Below are 15,350 nucleotides of genomic sequence, written 5' to 3'. Positions count from 1 at the left end.
AGCTCGAAGCGTAGGGTTACTTCCTGCTTGCCGCGGTCATATACGGCTGGACGAGCAAGGACGTCGGACTCCCATTCATCATCGCGGGATCCTCGTTAGCGTTTCTCTACATGCTTTTCGCCGCCCCGACCTGGTGTATGGCACCCACTCGCAACAACCTGCCCTGCCGGAACAACGCGAACGGACTGCTGATGGGGTGCAGCTACCGATCGCACAAATGGGAGAAGCTCAAGATGGTCGTCAAGAGGCAGAGGTGGGCGGAGTTGCCGGGGCGGTGCTGGGGGAATGTGGCCAATCGCGCCGCGTCGGTCAGTGCCGCGGGGACGGCGGTGTCCGCTCTCATGGCCACGGCCACGTTCCTCGTCAAATAGAGCCCGGCCCGCCTGGATTCCGTTGCACCACAACGCCGACCACACCCGGCCCGGTGTGTGCGCCGATCACGGCACCCAGTTCCGACACCACGCAACCGTCGACGACGGTCAGCCGCTCCTCGATGCGGTTCGCCAGTTCCACCGCCCGCCGCGGCGAGGCGAGATGGTGCACCGCGACCTCGACCGGCTCCCCGCGCGCGGCCTCCTCGGCGAGTTCGACCAGGCGCGCGGTGGCGCGGTTCATCGTGCGCACCTTCTCCAGCGGCTGGATCCGGCCATCGTCCAGGTGCAGCACCGGTTTCATGGCCAGCGCGGTGCCCAACAACGCCGCCGCCGCGCCGATCCGGCCACCCCGCCGCAGGTACTCCAGCGTCTCGACCACGAACAGGGTCTCCGAACAGCGCACGGCCGCCGTCGCGGCCGCTTCCACCTCGGCCGCTGACGCGCCGGCCGACGCCGCGCGCGCCGCGTGCAACGCCGCGAACCCCAGCCCCATCGCGGTTCCCCGCGAGTCGACGACCCGCACCAGGTCCGGTCCGACCTCCTGGGCGGCCAGCACCGCGGACTCCCAGGTCCCGGAGATCTCGCTGGACAGGTGGATCGACACGACCGAGTCCGCGCCCGCCTCCAGCGCTTCGCGGAAGGCCTTGGCGAACTCGCCGGGCGTCGGCCGCGACGTGGTCACAATCCGGCGCTGCCCCAGCGCCTCGGCGAGCGCCGCCGCCCCAACCTCGACACCGTCGAGCGCCGCGACCCCGTCGATGAGCACGTGCAGCGGGACGACGCGCAGGGCGTGGCGCTCGGCGAAGCCCTCGGGCAGATGGGCGGTGGAATCCGTGATGACGGCAACCGGCACGACGGTCAGCCTACGTGCCGGCGGGCGATTCGCCGGGGGCCAGGAGCGGACCGATCAACGCGGCCATCGCCTTGCCCACGAGCGCGTGCCCCTCCCAGCCCCAGTGCATCCCGTCCGGGTTGCCGCGGCCGCTCAGGACGTGCTCCCCCACGACCTCCGCCAGGTTCAGCACGGGCACGTCCACCCGCCGCGACCAGGCGGCGATGGCGGCCGCCGTCTCCTCCCGGCCGGTGTGCACGTTGCCGTAGGACGACGCGCGGTGGACGCTGGGCAGGACGGCCACGATCGGCAGCTCCGGCCGCAGGATGCGCAGTGCGTAGACCGCCCGGTCCAGGTAGTGCACGGTCAGCTTCGCGGGCAGGACCCGCGGGCGGCCGCGCATCGCGACCGCCAGCCGCGGCTGCGCGGCCAGGTACGCCTTCCGCACAGTGCGGCGGAGCCCGGACGGCCGGAGGTAACGCAGGCCGCCGCGCAGGTAGGTCGGCAGCGGCGACGGCAGCGTGTCCATGCTTCCCACGGCCAGCACCACGACGTCGGCGTGCTTCAGATCGGCCCACACCCGCGGGTCGCCGATCATCGCCCACCACGCGTCGCGCGCCGTCCAGCCCGCGGACGCCACGAGCTCCGCGCTCCCGCCGAGCGCTGAGGCGGCGATGTTCGGCCACAGTCGCGGCTCGTCGGCCGCGCAGGGGCTCTCCGGGCCCTGGAAACTCAGCGAGTCCCCGAAGACCAGCAGCCTCGGCATCTCAGCCGAGCATTCCGGCGTTGTAGGCGTGCAGCCGCCAGTGACCGTCGCGCAGGCCCAGCTCGACCCAGTGGCAGTTGCCGATCCCGCCGAGCTGCGGCCACGCCTCGACCGGCAGGGCCAGCAACTTGCCGGTGAGCGCCGTGATCAGGCCGCCGTGCGCGGCCAGCAGCACGGTCTCACCCTGGTCGTCACTGGCCAGCAGGTCGCTGACGACCTCCGAGGCGCGCTCGGCGACCTCGACCCGGGACTCGCCGCCCGGGGGCGCCCAGGTGGCGTCCACGCGCCAGATGGCGCGGTCGCCGGGCCAGCCCTCGTCGACCTCGGCGCCGGTCAGCCCCTGCCACTCGCCGAGGTGGGTCTCCCGCAGGCGCTTGTCAATGCGCAGCGGCACCCCGATCGCCTCGGTGAGCACCATCGCGGTGTCCATGGCCCGGTGCAGGTCGGACGAGATGACCAGGTCGGGCTGGAAGCGGGCGAGCGCGGGCGCGGCGAAGCGGGCCTGGTTCCAGCCCACCTCGGTGAGCGCCGAGTCCAGGTGGCCCTGCATACGCCCGGCGGCGTTGTAGTCGGTCTCCCCGTGACGCCACAGCACGAGGCGCCGGAAACTCACGAGCCGTCCCCGGCGTCGACGGCCTCGGCGAGCCCGTCGACCTCGATGCGGGGGCAGTCCTTCCACAGCCGCTCGATGCCGTAGAACGAACGCTCCTCGTCGTGCTGCACGTGTACCACGACGTCGACGAAGTCGAGCAGGACCCAGCGGCCCTCCCGCGCACCTTCGCGGCGGACCGGCTTGTGCCCGGCCTCCCGCAGCTTCTCCTCGACGTTGTCGACGATGGCCCCCACCTGGCGCTCGTTGGGCGCCGAGGCGATGACGAACACGTCGGTGATGACGAGCTGCTCGGAGACGTCCAGCACCACCACGTCGGTGGCCTTCTTGTCCGCGGCGGCGTGCGCCGCCACGGTCGCGATGTCACGTGCCTGGGACGTCGCTGCCACTCCTGTGCTCCCTCATCCTGAGACCGTCGGTCCACCGAGGGTACCTGCCGCCGTCCACGACCCCGGCGGCGTGTCAGGCAGGCTTGCGGTACAGCCCGCGCTTGTCGATGTACCGGACAACGCCGTCGGGCACCAGGTACCAGATCGGTTCGCCGTGCTCGACGCGTTCACGGCAGCCGGTCGAGGAGATGGCCATCGCGGTCACCTCGACCAGGCTCACCTTGCCGCTGGGCAGATGGTGGTCGTTGAGCTTGTACCCGGGCCTGGTTACGCCGATGAAGTGCGCGAGGGTGAACAGCTCGTCGGCGTTGTGCCAGGTCAGGATCTGTTCCAGCGCGTCGGCGCCGGTGATGAAGAAGAGCTCGTCCTCGGGGTACTCGGCCTTGAGGTCACGCAGGGTGTCGACGGTGTAGGTCTCGCCGCCGCGGTCGATGTCCACCCGGCTGACCGAGAAGACCGGATTGGAGGCGGTGGCGATGACCGTCATGAGGTACCGGTCCTCGGCCCTGGTGACCTGCCTGCCGGACTTCTGCCACGGCTGGCCGGTCGGCACGAAGATCACTTCGTCGAGGTCGAACCGGGACTGCACCTCACTGGCCGCGACGAGGTGGCCGTGGTGGACGGGGTCGAACGTGCCGCCCATGACCCCGATTCGGCGTGGTGACATGAACGGATCGTAGAAGCGCGAGTGCGCGGGTACTGCCCCGCTCCCCGGTAACAGTACCCGCGCGCCTCGCTCCGCCGGCGGTCCGAGGGGAACCTCCGGAGGCGCCGGCGAACCCGCAAGTGAACCCCGACAGCTTGGAGACTCCGCCGTCCGGGTGTCCTGATGAGGACATTGGTTGTGTCTTGCATCACATTACTCGACGACTGGTCCACTCGGGCGGTACTCGGCTCGGTTTCGTCGCAGCCTTCGGGTAGACGTTGAGCCGTGGACCTTCACCTCCTGCGCGAACGCGCCGAAACGCTGCTCCAGGCACTGGCCGGAGACGGCGCGACCCTGCGCGACGACCAGTGGACAGCCATCGAGGCCCTGGTCGCCCACCACCGGCGCGCCCTCGTCGTGCAGCGCACCGGCTGGGGCAAGTCGGCCGTGTACTTCCTGGCCACCGCCCTGCTCCGCGAGCGAGGAGCGGGTCCGACAGTGATCATCTCGCCGCTGCTGGCGCTGATGCGCAACCAGATCGCGGCGGCCGGGCGGGCAGGCATCCACGCGGCGACGATGAACTCGGCCAACCAGCAGGAGTGGGACGACGTGCAGGCGCGCATCGCCGCCGGCGAGATCGACGTGCTGCTGGTGAGTCCGGAGCGGCTGAACAACCCCGACTTCCGCGACACAGTGCTGCCCAAGCTCACCACCACCGCTGGCCTGCTCGTCGTGGACGAGGCCCATTGCATCTCCGACTGGGGTCACGACTTCCGGCCGGACTACCGCCGCCTGCGCACGCTTCTCGCGGGGCTGCCCGAGGATGTGCCCGTGCTGGCGACCACGGCCACCGCCAACGACCGGGTGGTCACCGACGTCGCCGAACAGCTCGGGCTCGGTCAGGGCGGCGACACGCTGGTGCTGCGCGGTCCGCTCGACCGGGAGAGCCTGCACCTGTCGGTCGCGAAGCTGCCCACCCCGCAGGCGCGGCTGGCGTGGCTGGCGGACCGGCTCGGCGAGCTGCCGGGGTCCGGGATCATCTACACGCTCACCGTTGCCGCGGCGCACGACATCGCGGAGATGTTGCGCGAGCGCGGGTTCCCGGTCACGTCCTACACGGGCAAGACCGAGCCGGCCGATCGCGAGGCGGCCGAGGACGACCTGCTGGCCAACCGGGTCAAGGCGCTCGTGGCCACGTCCGCGCTGGGCATGGGGTTCGACAAGCCCGATCTTGGTTTTGTCGTCCACGTCGGGGCGCCGTCCTCGCCGATCGCCTACTACCAGCAGGTCGGCCGCGCCGGCCGTGGCGTGCGGCGGGCTGAGGTGATCCTCCTGCCGGGTGCGGAAGACGCCGAGATCTGGAGTTACTTCTCCTCGCTCGCGTTCCCGGACGAGCAGCGCGTCAACCAGGTGCTGAACGCGCTCGCCTACGCCGACCGGCCACTGTCGACGGTGGCGCTGGAGCCGATGGTCGAACTGTCCCGGTCGCGGCTGGAGATGGTGCTGAAGGTGCTCGACGTGGACGGCGCGGTGCGGCGCGTCAAGGGCGGCTGGGAGGCGACGGGGCAGGACTGGCACTACGAACGCGAACGGTACGAGCGCGTCGCCGAGGCGCGGCGGGCGGAACAGCAGGCGATGCTGGAGTACCAGTCCACCGCTTCGTGCCGGATGGAGTTCCTGCGCCGTCAGCTCGACGACCCGTTCGCCGAACCGTGCGGCCGGTGCGACAACTGCACGGGCGAGCATCGGGACGTCACCGTTTCGGCGGAGGCGGTCGAGAAGACCGACGAACGGCTCCGGCGGCCGGGGGTCGAGGTGAGCCCGCGGCGCCAGTGGCCGACGGGCATGGCGTCGCTCGACGTGCCGCTGTCCGGTCGGATCGGGAAGGGCGAGCTGGCCGAGCCGGGACGCACGCTCGGCCGGCTGACGGACGTCGGGTGGGGCGGGCCGTTGCGCGAGCTGGTCGGCGAGCGGGCCGCCGACGGCGAGGTGCCGGACCGCATTTTCCAGGCCTGCGTCCAGGTTCTGGCGTCCTGGCGGTGGGAACAGCGACCGGCGGCAGTAGTGGCGATGCCCTCTGCGACCCGGCCGCGCCTGGTGCACGACCTGGCGACCCGGCTGGCTCAGATCGGGCGACTGCGTTTCCTCGGCGCACTGGAGAGCCGAGGCGGGCGACCACGCCGGGCGAACAGCGCGCAGCGGGTCGCGGACCTGTGGCAAACGCTTACGGTGCCAGGTGCGCTGGCCGCCGAGTTGTCCGGTGTGGAGGGTCCGGTGTTGCTTGTGGACGATCTCGTGGACACCGGCTGGAGCATGACGCTGGCCGCCCGGCTCCTACGTCAGGGCGGGGCGCCTGCAGTGCTGCCGTTCGCGCTGGCGAGCACGAACTGAAGGGAGGGATTTGAGGGGGAATTCTTGATCTCGACGCCCAGCTTTTTGGGGCAGGGGCGGGACCGCGACGCATTGACCACCCGCGTCTAGCTGGGAGAGCCTGGCACGGCATGTCGCCCGCAGCCTCATCAGGCGGCCGCGTTGGCCGGGCCGGGGCCGACCAGGACCGCACGGTGCACGCCACCGGTGCTGACCGGCTGGCGGGACAACATGCCTCGCCCGGCGGCACGACCGGCCAGTCGGCAGGACCGGTCAGTCGGCACGGCTCGCCCGGCGGGTGAGGCGGCACGGCTCGCTTGCCAGCCCTGTGGGCCGGACAGCCTGCAGGGCAAGCGCCACGGCAGGCCAAGCCACACTACTGGGCGCGCAGTCCTCCAGGCCGGACCCGACCAGCCGACGCGGGCGGTGCGACTGGTGGCCAGGCGGCACGGCCCGCCCGGCAGCACTGCGGGCCGGACGGCCTGCAGGCCAAACGGCAGGGTCGCCCCCGGGCCTCGCGGACCGAGCGGCCTGCAGGGCAAGCTGCCCAGACCGCCCCGGCGGGCCGAGCCGCTGGGGCGCCGCGCAGGTGAGACGCCGCGGAGATGGGCGCCGTGCAGGTGAGGCGCCGTGCAGGTGAGGCGCCGTGCAGGTTCGCGTCGCGCACATGGAGCACCGCGCAGGTGGGGCTCTCCGGTGTGGGCGCATCGGCCACGTGGGTGTCACTTCGACTCCGCTCGGGGAGAAAAGCCCTGCTCAGCACGTTCCCGGCAGAAAAGAATCTTTCGGTCGCGGCCGAGGTGTGGCATTGTCCGACCCATTCGGGTGAACGTGGAGGTGCGCCATGGTCGAGTCGAAGGTGGGCACAGAAGTCCGGCACCGGCTGCCCGTCCGGAAGTTGTTCGCGGCCAGCGTCGGCAACGCGCTGGAGTGGTTCGACTGGACGATCTACGCGACGTTCAGCATCTACTTCGCCACAGCGTTCTTCCCCGCGGGCAACGACCTGCTCGCCCAGATCAACACGTTCGCCACCTACGCGCTCGCCTTCTTCTTCCGGCCCCTCGGCGGTCTGCTGCTCGGCCGGTTCGCCGACGTGCGCGGTCGCAAGCCGGCCATGATTCTCACCATCACGCTCATGGCGGGCGGCTCCATCGTCATCGCGATCCTGCCCACCTTCCAGCAAGTCGGCTGGCTGGCACCGATCCTGCTGCTCCTCGCGCGCATCGCGCAGGGGCTGTCCCTCGGGGGCGAAGTGTCCAACGCCTCCGCCTACCTCGGCGAAATCGCGCCGCCGAAGTGGCGGGGGCGCTACTCGTCCTTCTTCTACATCTCCACCGGCTCCGCGGTGCTCCTCGCGTCCGTGCTCGGGTTCGTCCTCGCCCGCACGATGGACAAGGCCGCCATGAGTTCCTACGGCTGGCGCATCCCGTTCCTGCTCGGCGGCGTCCTCGGCATCGTCGGCCTGTGGCTGCGCCGCAGCCTCTCCGAGACCGAACAGTTCGAGCAGAACAAGGGCCGCGCGCAACGCGTCCGCCGCCCGCTGCTGACCACCCTGCGCGAACATCCGAAGGCGGTGGGCCAGCTCGTCGGCATCACGATGCTCTCGACGCTGTGCTACTACACGTTCTTCAGCGCCCTCACGCCATTCGCGGTCAAGACCCGCCACGCCAACGACGTCGACGTGTTCCTCGCCCTGTCCATCGGCACCGCGCTGTTCGTCGCGCTCCAATACCCCTACGGCGCGCTCTCCGACCGCATCGGGCGCAAACCCCAGCTGTTCGCCTGGTCCGCAGCCACCGCGATCCTCATCGTGCCGCTGTCCGCCCTGGTCAAACCCGGCCTCGGCAACCTGCTCGTCGTCTTCTGCGTCGGCCTCGGGCTCTACGCCGCCCTGTCCAGCCTCGCGCCCGCGATCATGAGCGAACTGTTCCCCACGGAACTGCGCGGCCTCGGCATCGGCGCCTGGTACAACCTCACCGTCGCCGTGTTCGGCGGCACCGCACCGCTGGTCATCAGCACGCTCTCCGCCGCCGGGGCGTCGATCCTGTTCTTCTGGTATGTCGCGGCCGGCGCGCTGATCGCGTTCCTCGTGCTGCTCACCCTCCCCGAAACGAAGGGCACGGAACTGCGTTAACGGCGGAACGGCACCAGATCGTCGGCGTGCACGACCTCCCGCCGCTGCTCCTCCGGCAGCTCGTGGCTGGACCGGCCGATCAGCTCGGGCAACTCCCCCGCGTCGAACGCCACCACACCACGGGCCACCACACGCTGCGCCGCGTCGACCAGCTCCACCACGTCGCCCGCCTCGAAGTCACCGTCGACACCGGTGACCCCCGCCGCCAGCAACGACCGGCGCCGGCGCACCACCGCGGCCACCGCACCGTCGTCCAGGTGCAGACGCCCCCGCGTCCCCGCCGCGTAGCCGAGCCAGAACCGGCGCGCGGACAGCCGGCTGTCGGCCGCCCGGAACGCAGTACCGACCTCGGCCGTCGACAACGCCCGCGAAGCGTCCGACGCCGCGGCCAGCAGCACCGGGATCCCCGCCGACGCGGCCGTGCGTGCCGCGGCCAGCTTCGACACCATCCCGCCGGTGCCGAGCCCCGAGCTGGACATGCCGACGGCGATGCCCTCCAGATCCGCCGGGCCGGTCACCTCGGCGATGCGCCGCGTCGAACCCGACCGCGGATCCCCGTCGTACAGACCGTCCACATCGGACAACAGGACCAGGGCGTCGGCGCCGACCAGGTGCGCCACCAGCGCCGCCAGGCGGTCGTTGTCGCCGAACTTGATCTCCTCGGTGGCCACCGTGTCGTTCTCGTTGACCACCGGCACCGCGCCCAGCGCCAGCAGGCGGGAGAACGTCCGCTGCGCGTTGCGGTAGTGCGCGCGGCGCACGACATCGTCGGAAGTGAGCAGCACCTGGCCCACCGTCAGCGCGTACCGGCCGAACGACTCCGCGTAGGCGTGCGCGAGCTGCAACTGGCCGACGCTCGCCGCGGCCTGCTGGGTTGCCAGGTCCCGCGGCCGCTTGCCGAGCGCGAGCGGCGCCAGCCCGGCGCCGATCGCACCCGAGGACACCAGCACGATCTGGCTGCCCTGCGCGATCCGCGCCGCGATGGCGTCGACCAGCGCGTTCAGCCGCGTCACGTCGAGCCCGTCACCGGCGGTGGTCAGCGCCGACGAGCCGACCTTGACGACCAGCCGTTCCGCCGCCGCGACGGCTTTGCGGGCCACGCTCATCGTGCTGTCGCGTCCTCGTCCTCGGGCTGGTCCGGCCCGTCACGGCGGATGCGCCGGGCTTCCTTGCGCTCGGCCGCCGACACGCGGTTGTTCTGCTCCAGCCGCGCGTCGGTGCCCCGGCCAGTCATGCGCGCCGCCACGCCCGGCGTGGAGGGCTCCCACTCGAACGTGATGTTGCCGATCGTCACCGGGCAGCCCGGCTCGGCGCCGCGCTTGGCCAGCGCGTCCTCGACACCCAGCCGGTTGAGCCGGTCCGCGAGGTAGCCCACGGCCTCGTCGTTGCCGAAGTCGGTCTGCCGGATCCACCGCTCGGGGCGCGCGCCGCGCACGATGAAGCCGCCCGGCTCCTCCGGGTCCTCCTCGATGGTGAAGCCCGAGTCGTCGACCGCCACCGGCCGCAGCACGATCCGCGTCGGCTCCGCCTCCGGCTGCGCCGCCCGGTACTTCTCGACCTCCTTGGCGAGCGCGAAGGTCAGCTCACGCAGGCCCTGGCGGGTCACCGTGGAGACCTCGAACACCGGCAGGCCACGCGCCTCGAACTCGCCACGCACCATCTCGGCCAGCTCGGCCGCGTCCGGCACGTCGATCTTGTTGAGCACCACGACCCGTGGCCGGGAGTCCAGCTCGCCGCCGAGCGCCGGGGTGTAGCGGGCCAGCTCGGCCTCCAGCGCGTCCACGTCGGACACCGGGTCGCGGCCCGGGTCGTAGGTCGCGCAGTCGACGACATGCACCAGCACCGCGCAGCGTTCGATGTGGCGGAGGAAGTCCAGGCCGAGGCCCTTGCCCTCGCTCGCGCCGGGGATCAGACCGGGCACGTCGGCCATCGTGAACACGGTGTCGCCGGCGTTCACCACGCCGAGGTTCGGCACCAGCGTCGTGAACGGGTAGTCGGCGATCTTCGGCTTGGCCGCGGACAGCACCGAGATCAGCGACGACTTGCCTGCCGACGGGAAGCCGAGCAGGCCGGCGTCGGCGACCGAGCGCAGCTCCAGCACGAGGCTGCGTTCCTCACCGGGCTCGCCGAGCAGGGCGAACCCGGGCGCCTTGCGCGCTTTGGACGCCAGCGCCGCGTTGCCGAGGCCACCGCGCCCGCCCTGGGCGGCGACGAACGTCGTGCCCGGACCGACCAGGTCCGCCAGGACCTCGCCGTCCTCGGACATCACGACGGTGCCGTCGGGCACCTTGAGCTCCAGGGTCTCGCCTGCCGCGCCCGCGCGGTGGCTGCCCTGGCCCTGGCGGCCGTTGGTCGCCTTGGCGTGCGGGTGGAAGTGGAAGTCGAGCAGCGTGTGCACGTTCGGGTCGACGACGAGTCGCACGTCGCCGCCGTTGCCGCCGTTGCCCCCATCGGGGCCGCCGAGCGGCTTGAACTTCTCGCGGTGGATCGAGGCACAGCCGTGCCCGCCGTCGCCCGCGGCGACGTGGATCACCGCGCGGTCAACGAACCGGGACGCCATCGTGAAGCCTCTTCTCGTTTCTCCGAAGGGATATCAGCCATCTCCAGCAACAAGGGGCGGGACCGGATCTGTTCCGGGCCCGCCCCTCGCTGAAGGTGCTGGGTTGTCTAGCCGGACCCTCAGGCCTCGGCCGGGACGATGTTGACCGTCTTGCGGCCACGCTTCGCGCCGAACTCGACGGTGCCCGCCGCGAGGGCGAACAGCGTGTCGTCGCCGCCACGGCCGACGTTCAGGCCGGGGTGGAACTTGGTGCCGCGCTGGCGGACCAGGATCTCACCGGCGTTCACGAGCTGACCGCCGTAGCGCTTCACGCCGAGGTACTGGGGGTTGGAGTCGCGCCCGTTGCGGGAGCTGGACGCACCCTTCTTGTGTGCCATGGCTCCTGCAGCTCCTTACTTCGTGATTCCGGTGACCTCGACGCGGGTCAGCTTCTGACGGTGACCCTGCCGCTTGTGGTAGCCGGTCTTGTTCTTGAACTTGTGGATGCGGATCTTGGGACCCTTGGTCTGCTCGACGACCTTGCCGGTGACCGAGATCTTCGCGAGTGCTTCGGCATCCGCCGTGACATCGCTGCCGTCGACGTACAGCACGGCGGGGAAAGAGTGCTCGGTGCCCGGCTTGCCCTCGAGCTTCTCGACCTCGACGACGTCGCCGACGGCCACCTTGTACTGCTTGCCGCCGGTCTTGACGATCGCGTACGCCGACACGGAAGTCTCCTGCTAACTCGACAATGGGTGAGGGCTTGCGCCACGTCCCGCTGTGTGCGGTCCGGTGATCGCGCCATAGCCCGTCCGGGGACGGGCCGTCTTACAGGTTACGTGACGCCCCGGTGCCGGTTGACACCGGGGCTCACGTAGGTGGATCAGCTCTGGTCCGACGCGTGCACCGGGGGGCCGGCCGGGCGGGAGGCCGCGCGGCGCGGGCGCCTGCGGACCGTCCTCGTGGCCGGGGTGGGCACGCTGACCTCGGGCGACGTCTCGCCGGAATCCTCCTGCCCGCCGGCTTCGGGGCCGGAGGTTTCCGAGGTGGACGCCGGTCCGCCGGCCACGGGGCCGGCCGGGACGGTGGTGACCTGAGGCGCCTCGGTGGCGGCCTGGACCGGCTCCGGGGGCGCCGCGGGCCTGCGGGCGACCCGCCGGGTCCGGGCGCGGGAGGGCTTCGCCTGCTCCGCGGCGGCCGGCTCACCGGTCGGCGGCTGTGCCGCTGCCTCCGGCGAAGGCTGCGCCTCGGTGCGGACCTGGACCGGGGGCTCGACCGCGCCTTCCGGGCCGGCCTGCTCCGCCGCTTCGCCCTGGGCCTGCGCCGCGGGCTCGGTCCCTGCTCCAGGCTGCTCCGACGGCGCGGGCTGCGCCTCGGAACCGGCCTGCGCGGACGGAGCCGCTGCGTCAGCCTGAACCGCGGGCTGAGCAGCTGACTCGTGAGCCGTCGTCCCGAACTGCGGCGGCGCCTCAGCGGGAGCCTGCGCCGCGCCCTCCGGGCTGGTCTGGGCCTGCGGAGCGGCGCCCGCGGTCTCCGGCTCGGGCTGGGGTGCCGCCTCGGGCTGGACCGTCGCGTTCGGCTGGGTCTGGGCTTCGGGCTGGGCCGTCTCGGCGCGGGCCTTCCCACGGGAGCGGGACCGCCGCTCGGAGCGACCGCTGCCCGACCCGGCGGCGTTCTCCGCGCCGGTGTGGGCCTCGGCGGGTGCCGCGTCGGCCGGGGTCGCGCCCGTCTCCGGCTTCTCGCCGCCCTCGGTCTTCGTCGAGGCGATCTTCGCGGCCTTGGCCATGGCCTCGACGGCCGAGATCGTGCTCTCCCGCTGCACCGGGGAGGGCTCGGGCGTCTTCTCCGCCTGCGGCTCCTCGACCTTGGCCCGGCCACGCGACCGGCGCGAACCGCCGCCGCCACCGACGTGCTGGTGACCGCCGCCGTTGCCGCCGTTGCCCGACTTCACCGGCTCGGTCGAGACGATGACGCCCCGGCCCTTGCAGTGCTCGCAGGTCGTGGAGAACGCTTCGAGCAGGCCGGTGCCGATCTTCTTGCGGGTCATCTGCACCAGGCCCAGCGAGGTGACCTCGGCGACCTGGTGACGCGTGCGGTCCCGGCCGAGGCACTCGGTCAGCCGCTTGAGCACCAGCTCGCGGTTGGACTCCAGCACCATGTCGATGAAGTCGATCACGATGATGCCGCCGATGTCGCGCAGCCGCAGCTGGCGCACGATCTCCTCGGCCGACTCCAGGTTGTTGCGGGTGACCGTCTCCTCGAGGTTGCCGCCCGAACCGGTGAACTTGCCGGTGTTGACGTCGATCACAGTCATCGCCTCGGTGCGGTCGATGACCAGGTAACCACCCGAGGGCAGCCACACCTTGCGGTCCAGCGCCTTGGTGAGCTGCTCGTCGATGCGGTGCTCGGCCAGCACGTCACCGGTGCCGACGTAGCGCTTGAGCCTGGGGGTGAGGTCCGGCGCGACGTGCTCGACGTAGGCGCGGATGGTCTCCCACGCCGTGTCGCCCTGGACCTCGAGCGAGACGAAGTCCTCGGTGAACAGGTCGCGGACCACCTTGACCAGCAGGTCCGGCTCCTCGTAGAGCATCACCGGGGCGGACGACTTCTTGCCGGAGGTGGCCGCGTCGGCCTTCTCCTTGACGACCTCCCACTGCGCCTTCAGCCGCCGGACGTCGCGCTCCAGCTCCTCCTCGCTGATGCCCTCCGACGCGGTGCGGATGATCACGCCTGCGTCCTCTGGGACGATCCGCTTGAGGATGTCCTTCAGCCGCCGCCGCTCGTTCTCCGGCAGCTTGCGCGAGATGCCGGTGGCGCCGCCCGACGGCATGTAGACCAGGAACCGGCCCGGAAGCGAGATCTGGGTAGTCAGCCGGGCGCCCTTGTGCCCGACCGGGTCCTTGGTGACCTGCACCAGAACGTTGTCACCGGTGGACAGGGCCTGCTCGATCTTGCGGGACTTGCCCTCCAGGCCGGCGGCGTCCCAGTCGACCTCGCCCGCGTAGAGCACGGCGTTGCGACCGCGGCCGATGTCGACGAACGCGGCCTCCATCGAGGGCAGCACGTTCTGCACGCGGCCCAGGTAGACGTTGCCGACGATCGAGCCGCTGCCCTGCGACGTCACGAAGTGCTCGACCAGGACACCGTCCTCGAGCACGCCGATCTGGGTGTGCTCGCCGCGCTCGGCGACCACCATCGTGCGTTCGACCGACTCGCGACGGGCCAGGAACTCGGCCTCCGACAGGATCGGCGCACGGCGGCGGCCCGCCTCGCGGCCGTCCCGGCGGCGCTGGCGCTTGGCCTCCAGGCGCGTGGAGCCGCGGACGCTGCGCACGCCGTCCGAGCTGCTGCTGCTCTTCTCGTCGGCCTTCGCTTCGCGGACGTGGACGACGGTGTTCGGCGGGTCGTCGGTGGTGGAGTCGGCGCTGTCCCCGTCGGAGCCCTTGCGGCGGCGACGGCGACGGCGACGACGGCTCGACCCCTCGGTCTCGTCGGTGTCCTCGGACGGCTCGCCCTCTTCGGCGGTGTCCTCGTCCTCGCGCTTGGCGGTCTCCTCGGCGGGCGCGGTCTCGTCGGCCTCGGTGGTCTCGGTGGCGTTCTCGTCGCCGCCCTTGCCCCGGCCACGGCCGCGACGGCCCCGGCGGCGGCGACGGCGGCCCGCACCGTCCTCACCCTCGTCGGCGTCCTCGTCCACCGGCTTGACCTCGGCGGCCCGCTCCACCTTGGGGGCGGGCTCCTCCTCGACGGCACCGGCCTCCGGCGGCAGGAACACCGGCGACGGGGCCGCGAAGACCGGCATGTGCGGCGGGCGCTGCGGCTGCCGCACCGGCTCGGGCTCGGCGACCGGCTCGGGTGCCGCGGCCGACGGCGCGGCCTCGGGCTCGGGCTCCGGCGTCGCCTGGGCGGCGAGCTCGGGGGTCGGGGCGGTCGGTGTCTCGGCGGCCGGTGTTTCGACGACCGGCTCGGGCGTGCTCTCCGGAACGGCGTCGGGCGCCGCGTCCTCGGCCGGGGCGACCACCTCGGGGGCAGCCGACTCCTCGACGGCCTGCTCGTCGGCCGGGGCGAGCGCCTCGGCGACCTTCACCGCGACCTCCCGCGGCACGCTCGACTGCGCGCTGCGCGCCGTCTCACCCAGTTCGGTGAGCTTCGCCAGTACGACCCGGCTGTTGGAGCCGAGCAGCTTCGCCAAGGCGTGCACCCGGACGCGAGGCGGCAACTCGCCCAGCGGGCCGGTTGCGGGTAGGGCGGTGTTCCCGCCGGTGTTCTCGGCGGGTGTGTCCGCGTTCGACATACATCTCCTCCGCCCCCGGGCGCGTCCCAGCCGCTTGGGCTGGCGGACGCGGCCGCACAGGGGCCCTTCCTGTCTGTTCCGCCGGGGTGGTCACCGCCGGCGGGAATCCTGTGCCTCGTCTCGCCCCGACGGTGCCGGGGTCCGGCACCCGCCGATGGCAGGTCCGCTCGGTGACGAGCCGTCCGAGCCGGCGGTTCCCGCCCGCCTGCCGCTCGTCGAGCCACCCAGGTGGTTCCTGGCGGCGACGACCTGGCGCTCTTCCGGCCTGTCTCCGGACCGCAACCCCCGGACGGACCGCAGGTCGCGGGCGTGTCGGCGGAAGCAGCCAAGCCGAGTATCCCACACGGTGCGTCCGGTGCGGCGTACTCGGTGCCAACAGGCGCGTGACCACGGCCGGGC

12 protein-coding genes are annotated in these 15,350 nt (G+C 71.9%); 2 read left to right on the top strand and 10 right to left on the bottom strand.

Annotated features, from left to right (window positions below; translation table 11 throughout):
• Positions 1 to 363: 363 nt before the first annotated feature.
• The 5 genes from AMETH_RS08960 to nadD form a co-directional block, all read right to left on the bottom strand.
• Positions 364 to 1,227 (bottom strand): DegV family protein, encoded by an 864-nt coding sequence (locus AMETH_RS08960; RefSeq protein WP_017987740.1) that lies wholly within the window; start codon positions 1,225 to 1,227, stop codon positions 364 to 366.
• Positions 1,228 to 1,237: 10 nt separating this feature from the next.
• A complete protein-coding gene (octT, locus tag AMETH_RS08955; protein ID WP_017987739.1) occupies positions 1,238 to 1,972 on the bottom strand; it encodes a diglucosylglycerate octanoyltransferase in 735 nt (244 codons plus the stop codon).
• 1 nt (position 1,973) lies between these two features.
• Complete coding sequence (locus tag AMETH_RS08950) at positions 1,974 to 2,585, bottom strand: histidine phosphatase family protein (protein WP_017987738.1); 612 nt, start codon at positions 2,583 to 2,585, stop codon at positions 1,974 to 1,976.
• Complete coding sequence (gene rsfS / locus AMETH_RS08945) at positions 2,582 to 2,971, bottom strand: ribosome silencing factor (protein WP_017987737.1); 390 nt, start codon at positions 2,969 to 2,971, stop codon at positions 2,582 to 2,584. Before rsfS ends, AMETH_RS08950 begins: the two co-directional genes overlap by 4 nt.
• A gap of 73 nt (positions 2,972 to 3,044) precedes the next feature.
• Entirely contained in the window at positions 3,045 to 3,638 is a 594-nt protein-coding gene (gene nadD, locus AMETH_RS08940) for a nicotinate-nucleotide adenylyltransferase (RefSeq protein WP_081617688.1), read from the bottom strand.
• 264 nt (positions 3,639 to 3,902) lie between these two features.
• Here nadD and AMETH_RS08935 point away from each other — a divergent pair, with 264 nt between their 5' ends.
• Positions 3,903 to 6,008: a RecQ family ATP-dependent DNA helicase gene (locus AMETH_RS08935; RefSeq protein WP_017987735.1), complete on the top strand. Its 2,106-nt coding sequence runs from the start codon at positions 3,903 to 3,905 to the stop codon at positions 6,006 to 6,008.
• Positions 6,009 to 6,831: 823 nt separating this feature from the next.
• A complete protein-coding gene (locus AMETH_RS08930) occupies positions 6,832 to 8,121 on the top strand; it encodes an MFS transporter (protein WP_017987734.1) in 1,290 nt (429 codons plus the stop codon).
• Here AMETH_RS08930 and proB read toward each other — a convergent pair.
• The 5 genes from proB to AMETH_RS08905 form a co-directional block, all read right to left on the bottom strand.
• Positions 8,118 to 9,227 (bottom strand): glutamate 5-kinase, encoded by a 1,110-nt coding sequence (proB, locus tag AMETH_RS08925; RefSeq protein WP_017987733.1) that lies wholly within the window; start codon positions 9,225 to 9,227, stop codon positions 8,118 to 8,120. The two genes, AMETH_RS08930 and proB, sit on opposite strands and share 4 nt — an antisense overlap.
• A complete protein-coding gene (gene obgE, locus AMETH_RS08920) occupies positions 9,224 to 10,681 on the bottom strand; it encodes a GTPase ObgE (protein ID WP_017987732.1) in 1,458 nt (485 codons plus the stop codon). The genes proB and obgE overlap by 4 nt, the downstream gene beginning before the upstream one ends.
• A gap of 119 nt (positions 10,682 to 10,800) precedes the next feature.
• Positions 10,801 to 11,058, bottom strand: coding sequence for a 50S ribosomal protein L27 (gene rpmA, locus AMETH_RS08915; RefSeq protein WP_017987731.1), 258 nt, complete (start codon positions 11,056 to 11,058; stop codon positions 10,801 to 10,803).
• A 15-nt stretch (positions 11,059 to 11,073) separates the two neighbouring features.
• Positions 11,074 to 11,388, bottom strand: coding sequence for a 50S ribosomal protein L21 (gene rplU, locus AMETH_RS08910; RefSeq protein WP_017987730.1), 315 nt, complete (start codon positions 11,386 to 11,388; stop codon positions 11,074 to 11,076).
• A gap of 155 nt (positions 11,389 to 11,543) precedes the next feature.
• Positions 11,544 to 14,951 (bottom strand): Rne/Rng family ribonuclease, encoded by a 3,408-nt coding sequence (locus AMETH_RS08905; RefSeq protein WP_017987729.1) that lies wholly within the window; start codon positions 14,949 to 14,951, stop codon positions 11,544 to 11,546.
• Positions 14,952 to 15,350: the final 399 nt, after the last annotated feature.

Source organism: Amycolatopsis methanolica 239, from assembly GCF_000739085.1.
Lineage (GTDB): Bacteria > Actinomycetota > Actinomycetes > Mycobacteriales > Pseudonocardiaceae > Amycolatopsis_E > Amycolatopsis_E methanolica.
Note: the sequence above shows the minus strand (reverse complement) of the source record. Positions and strands in the feature narration are given on the sequence as shown.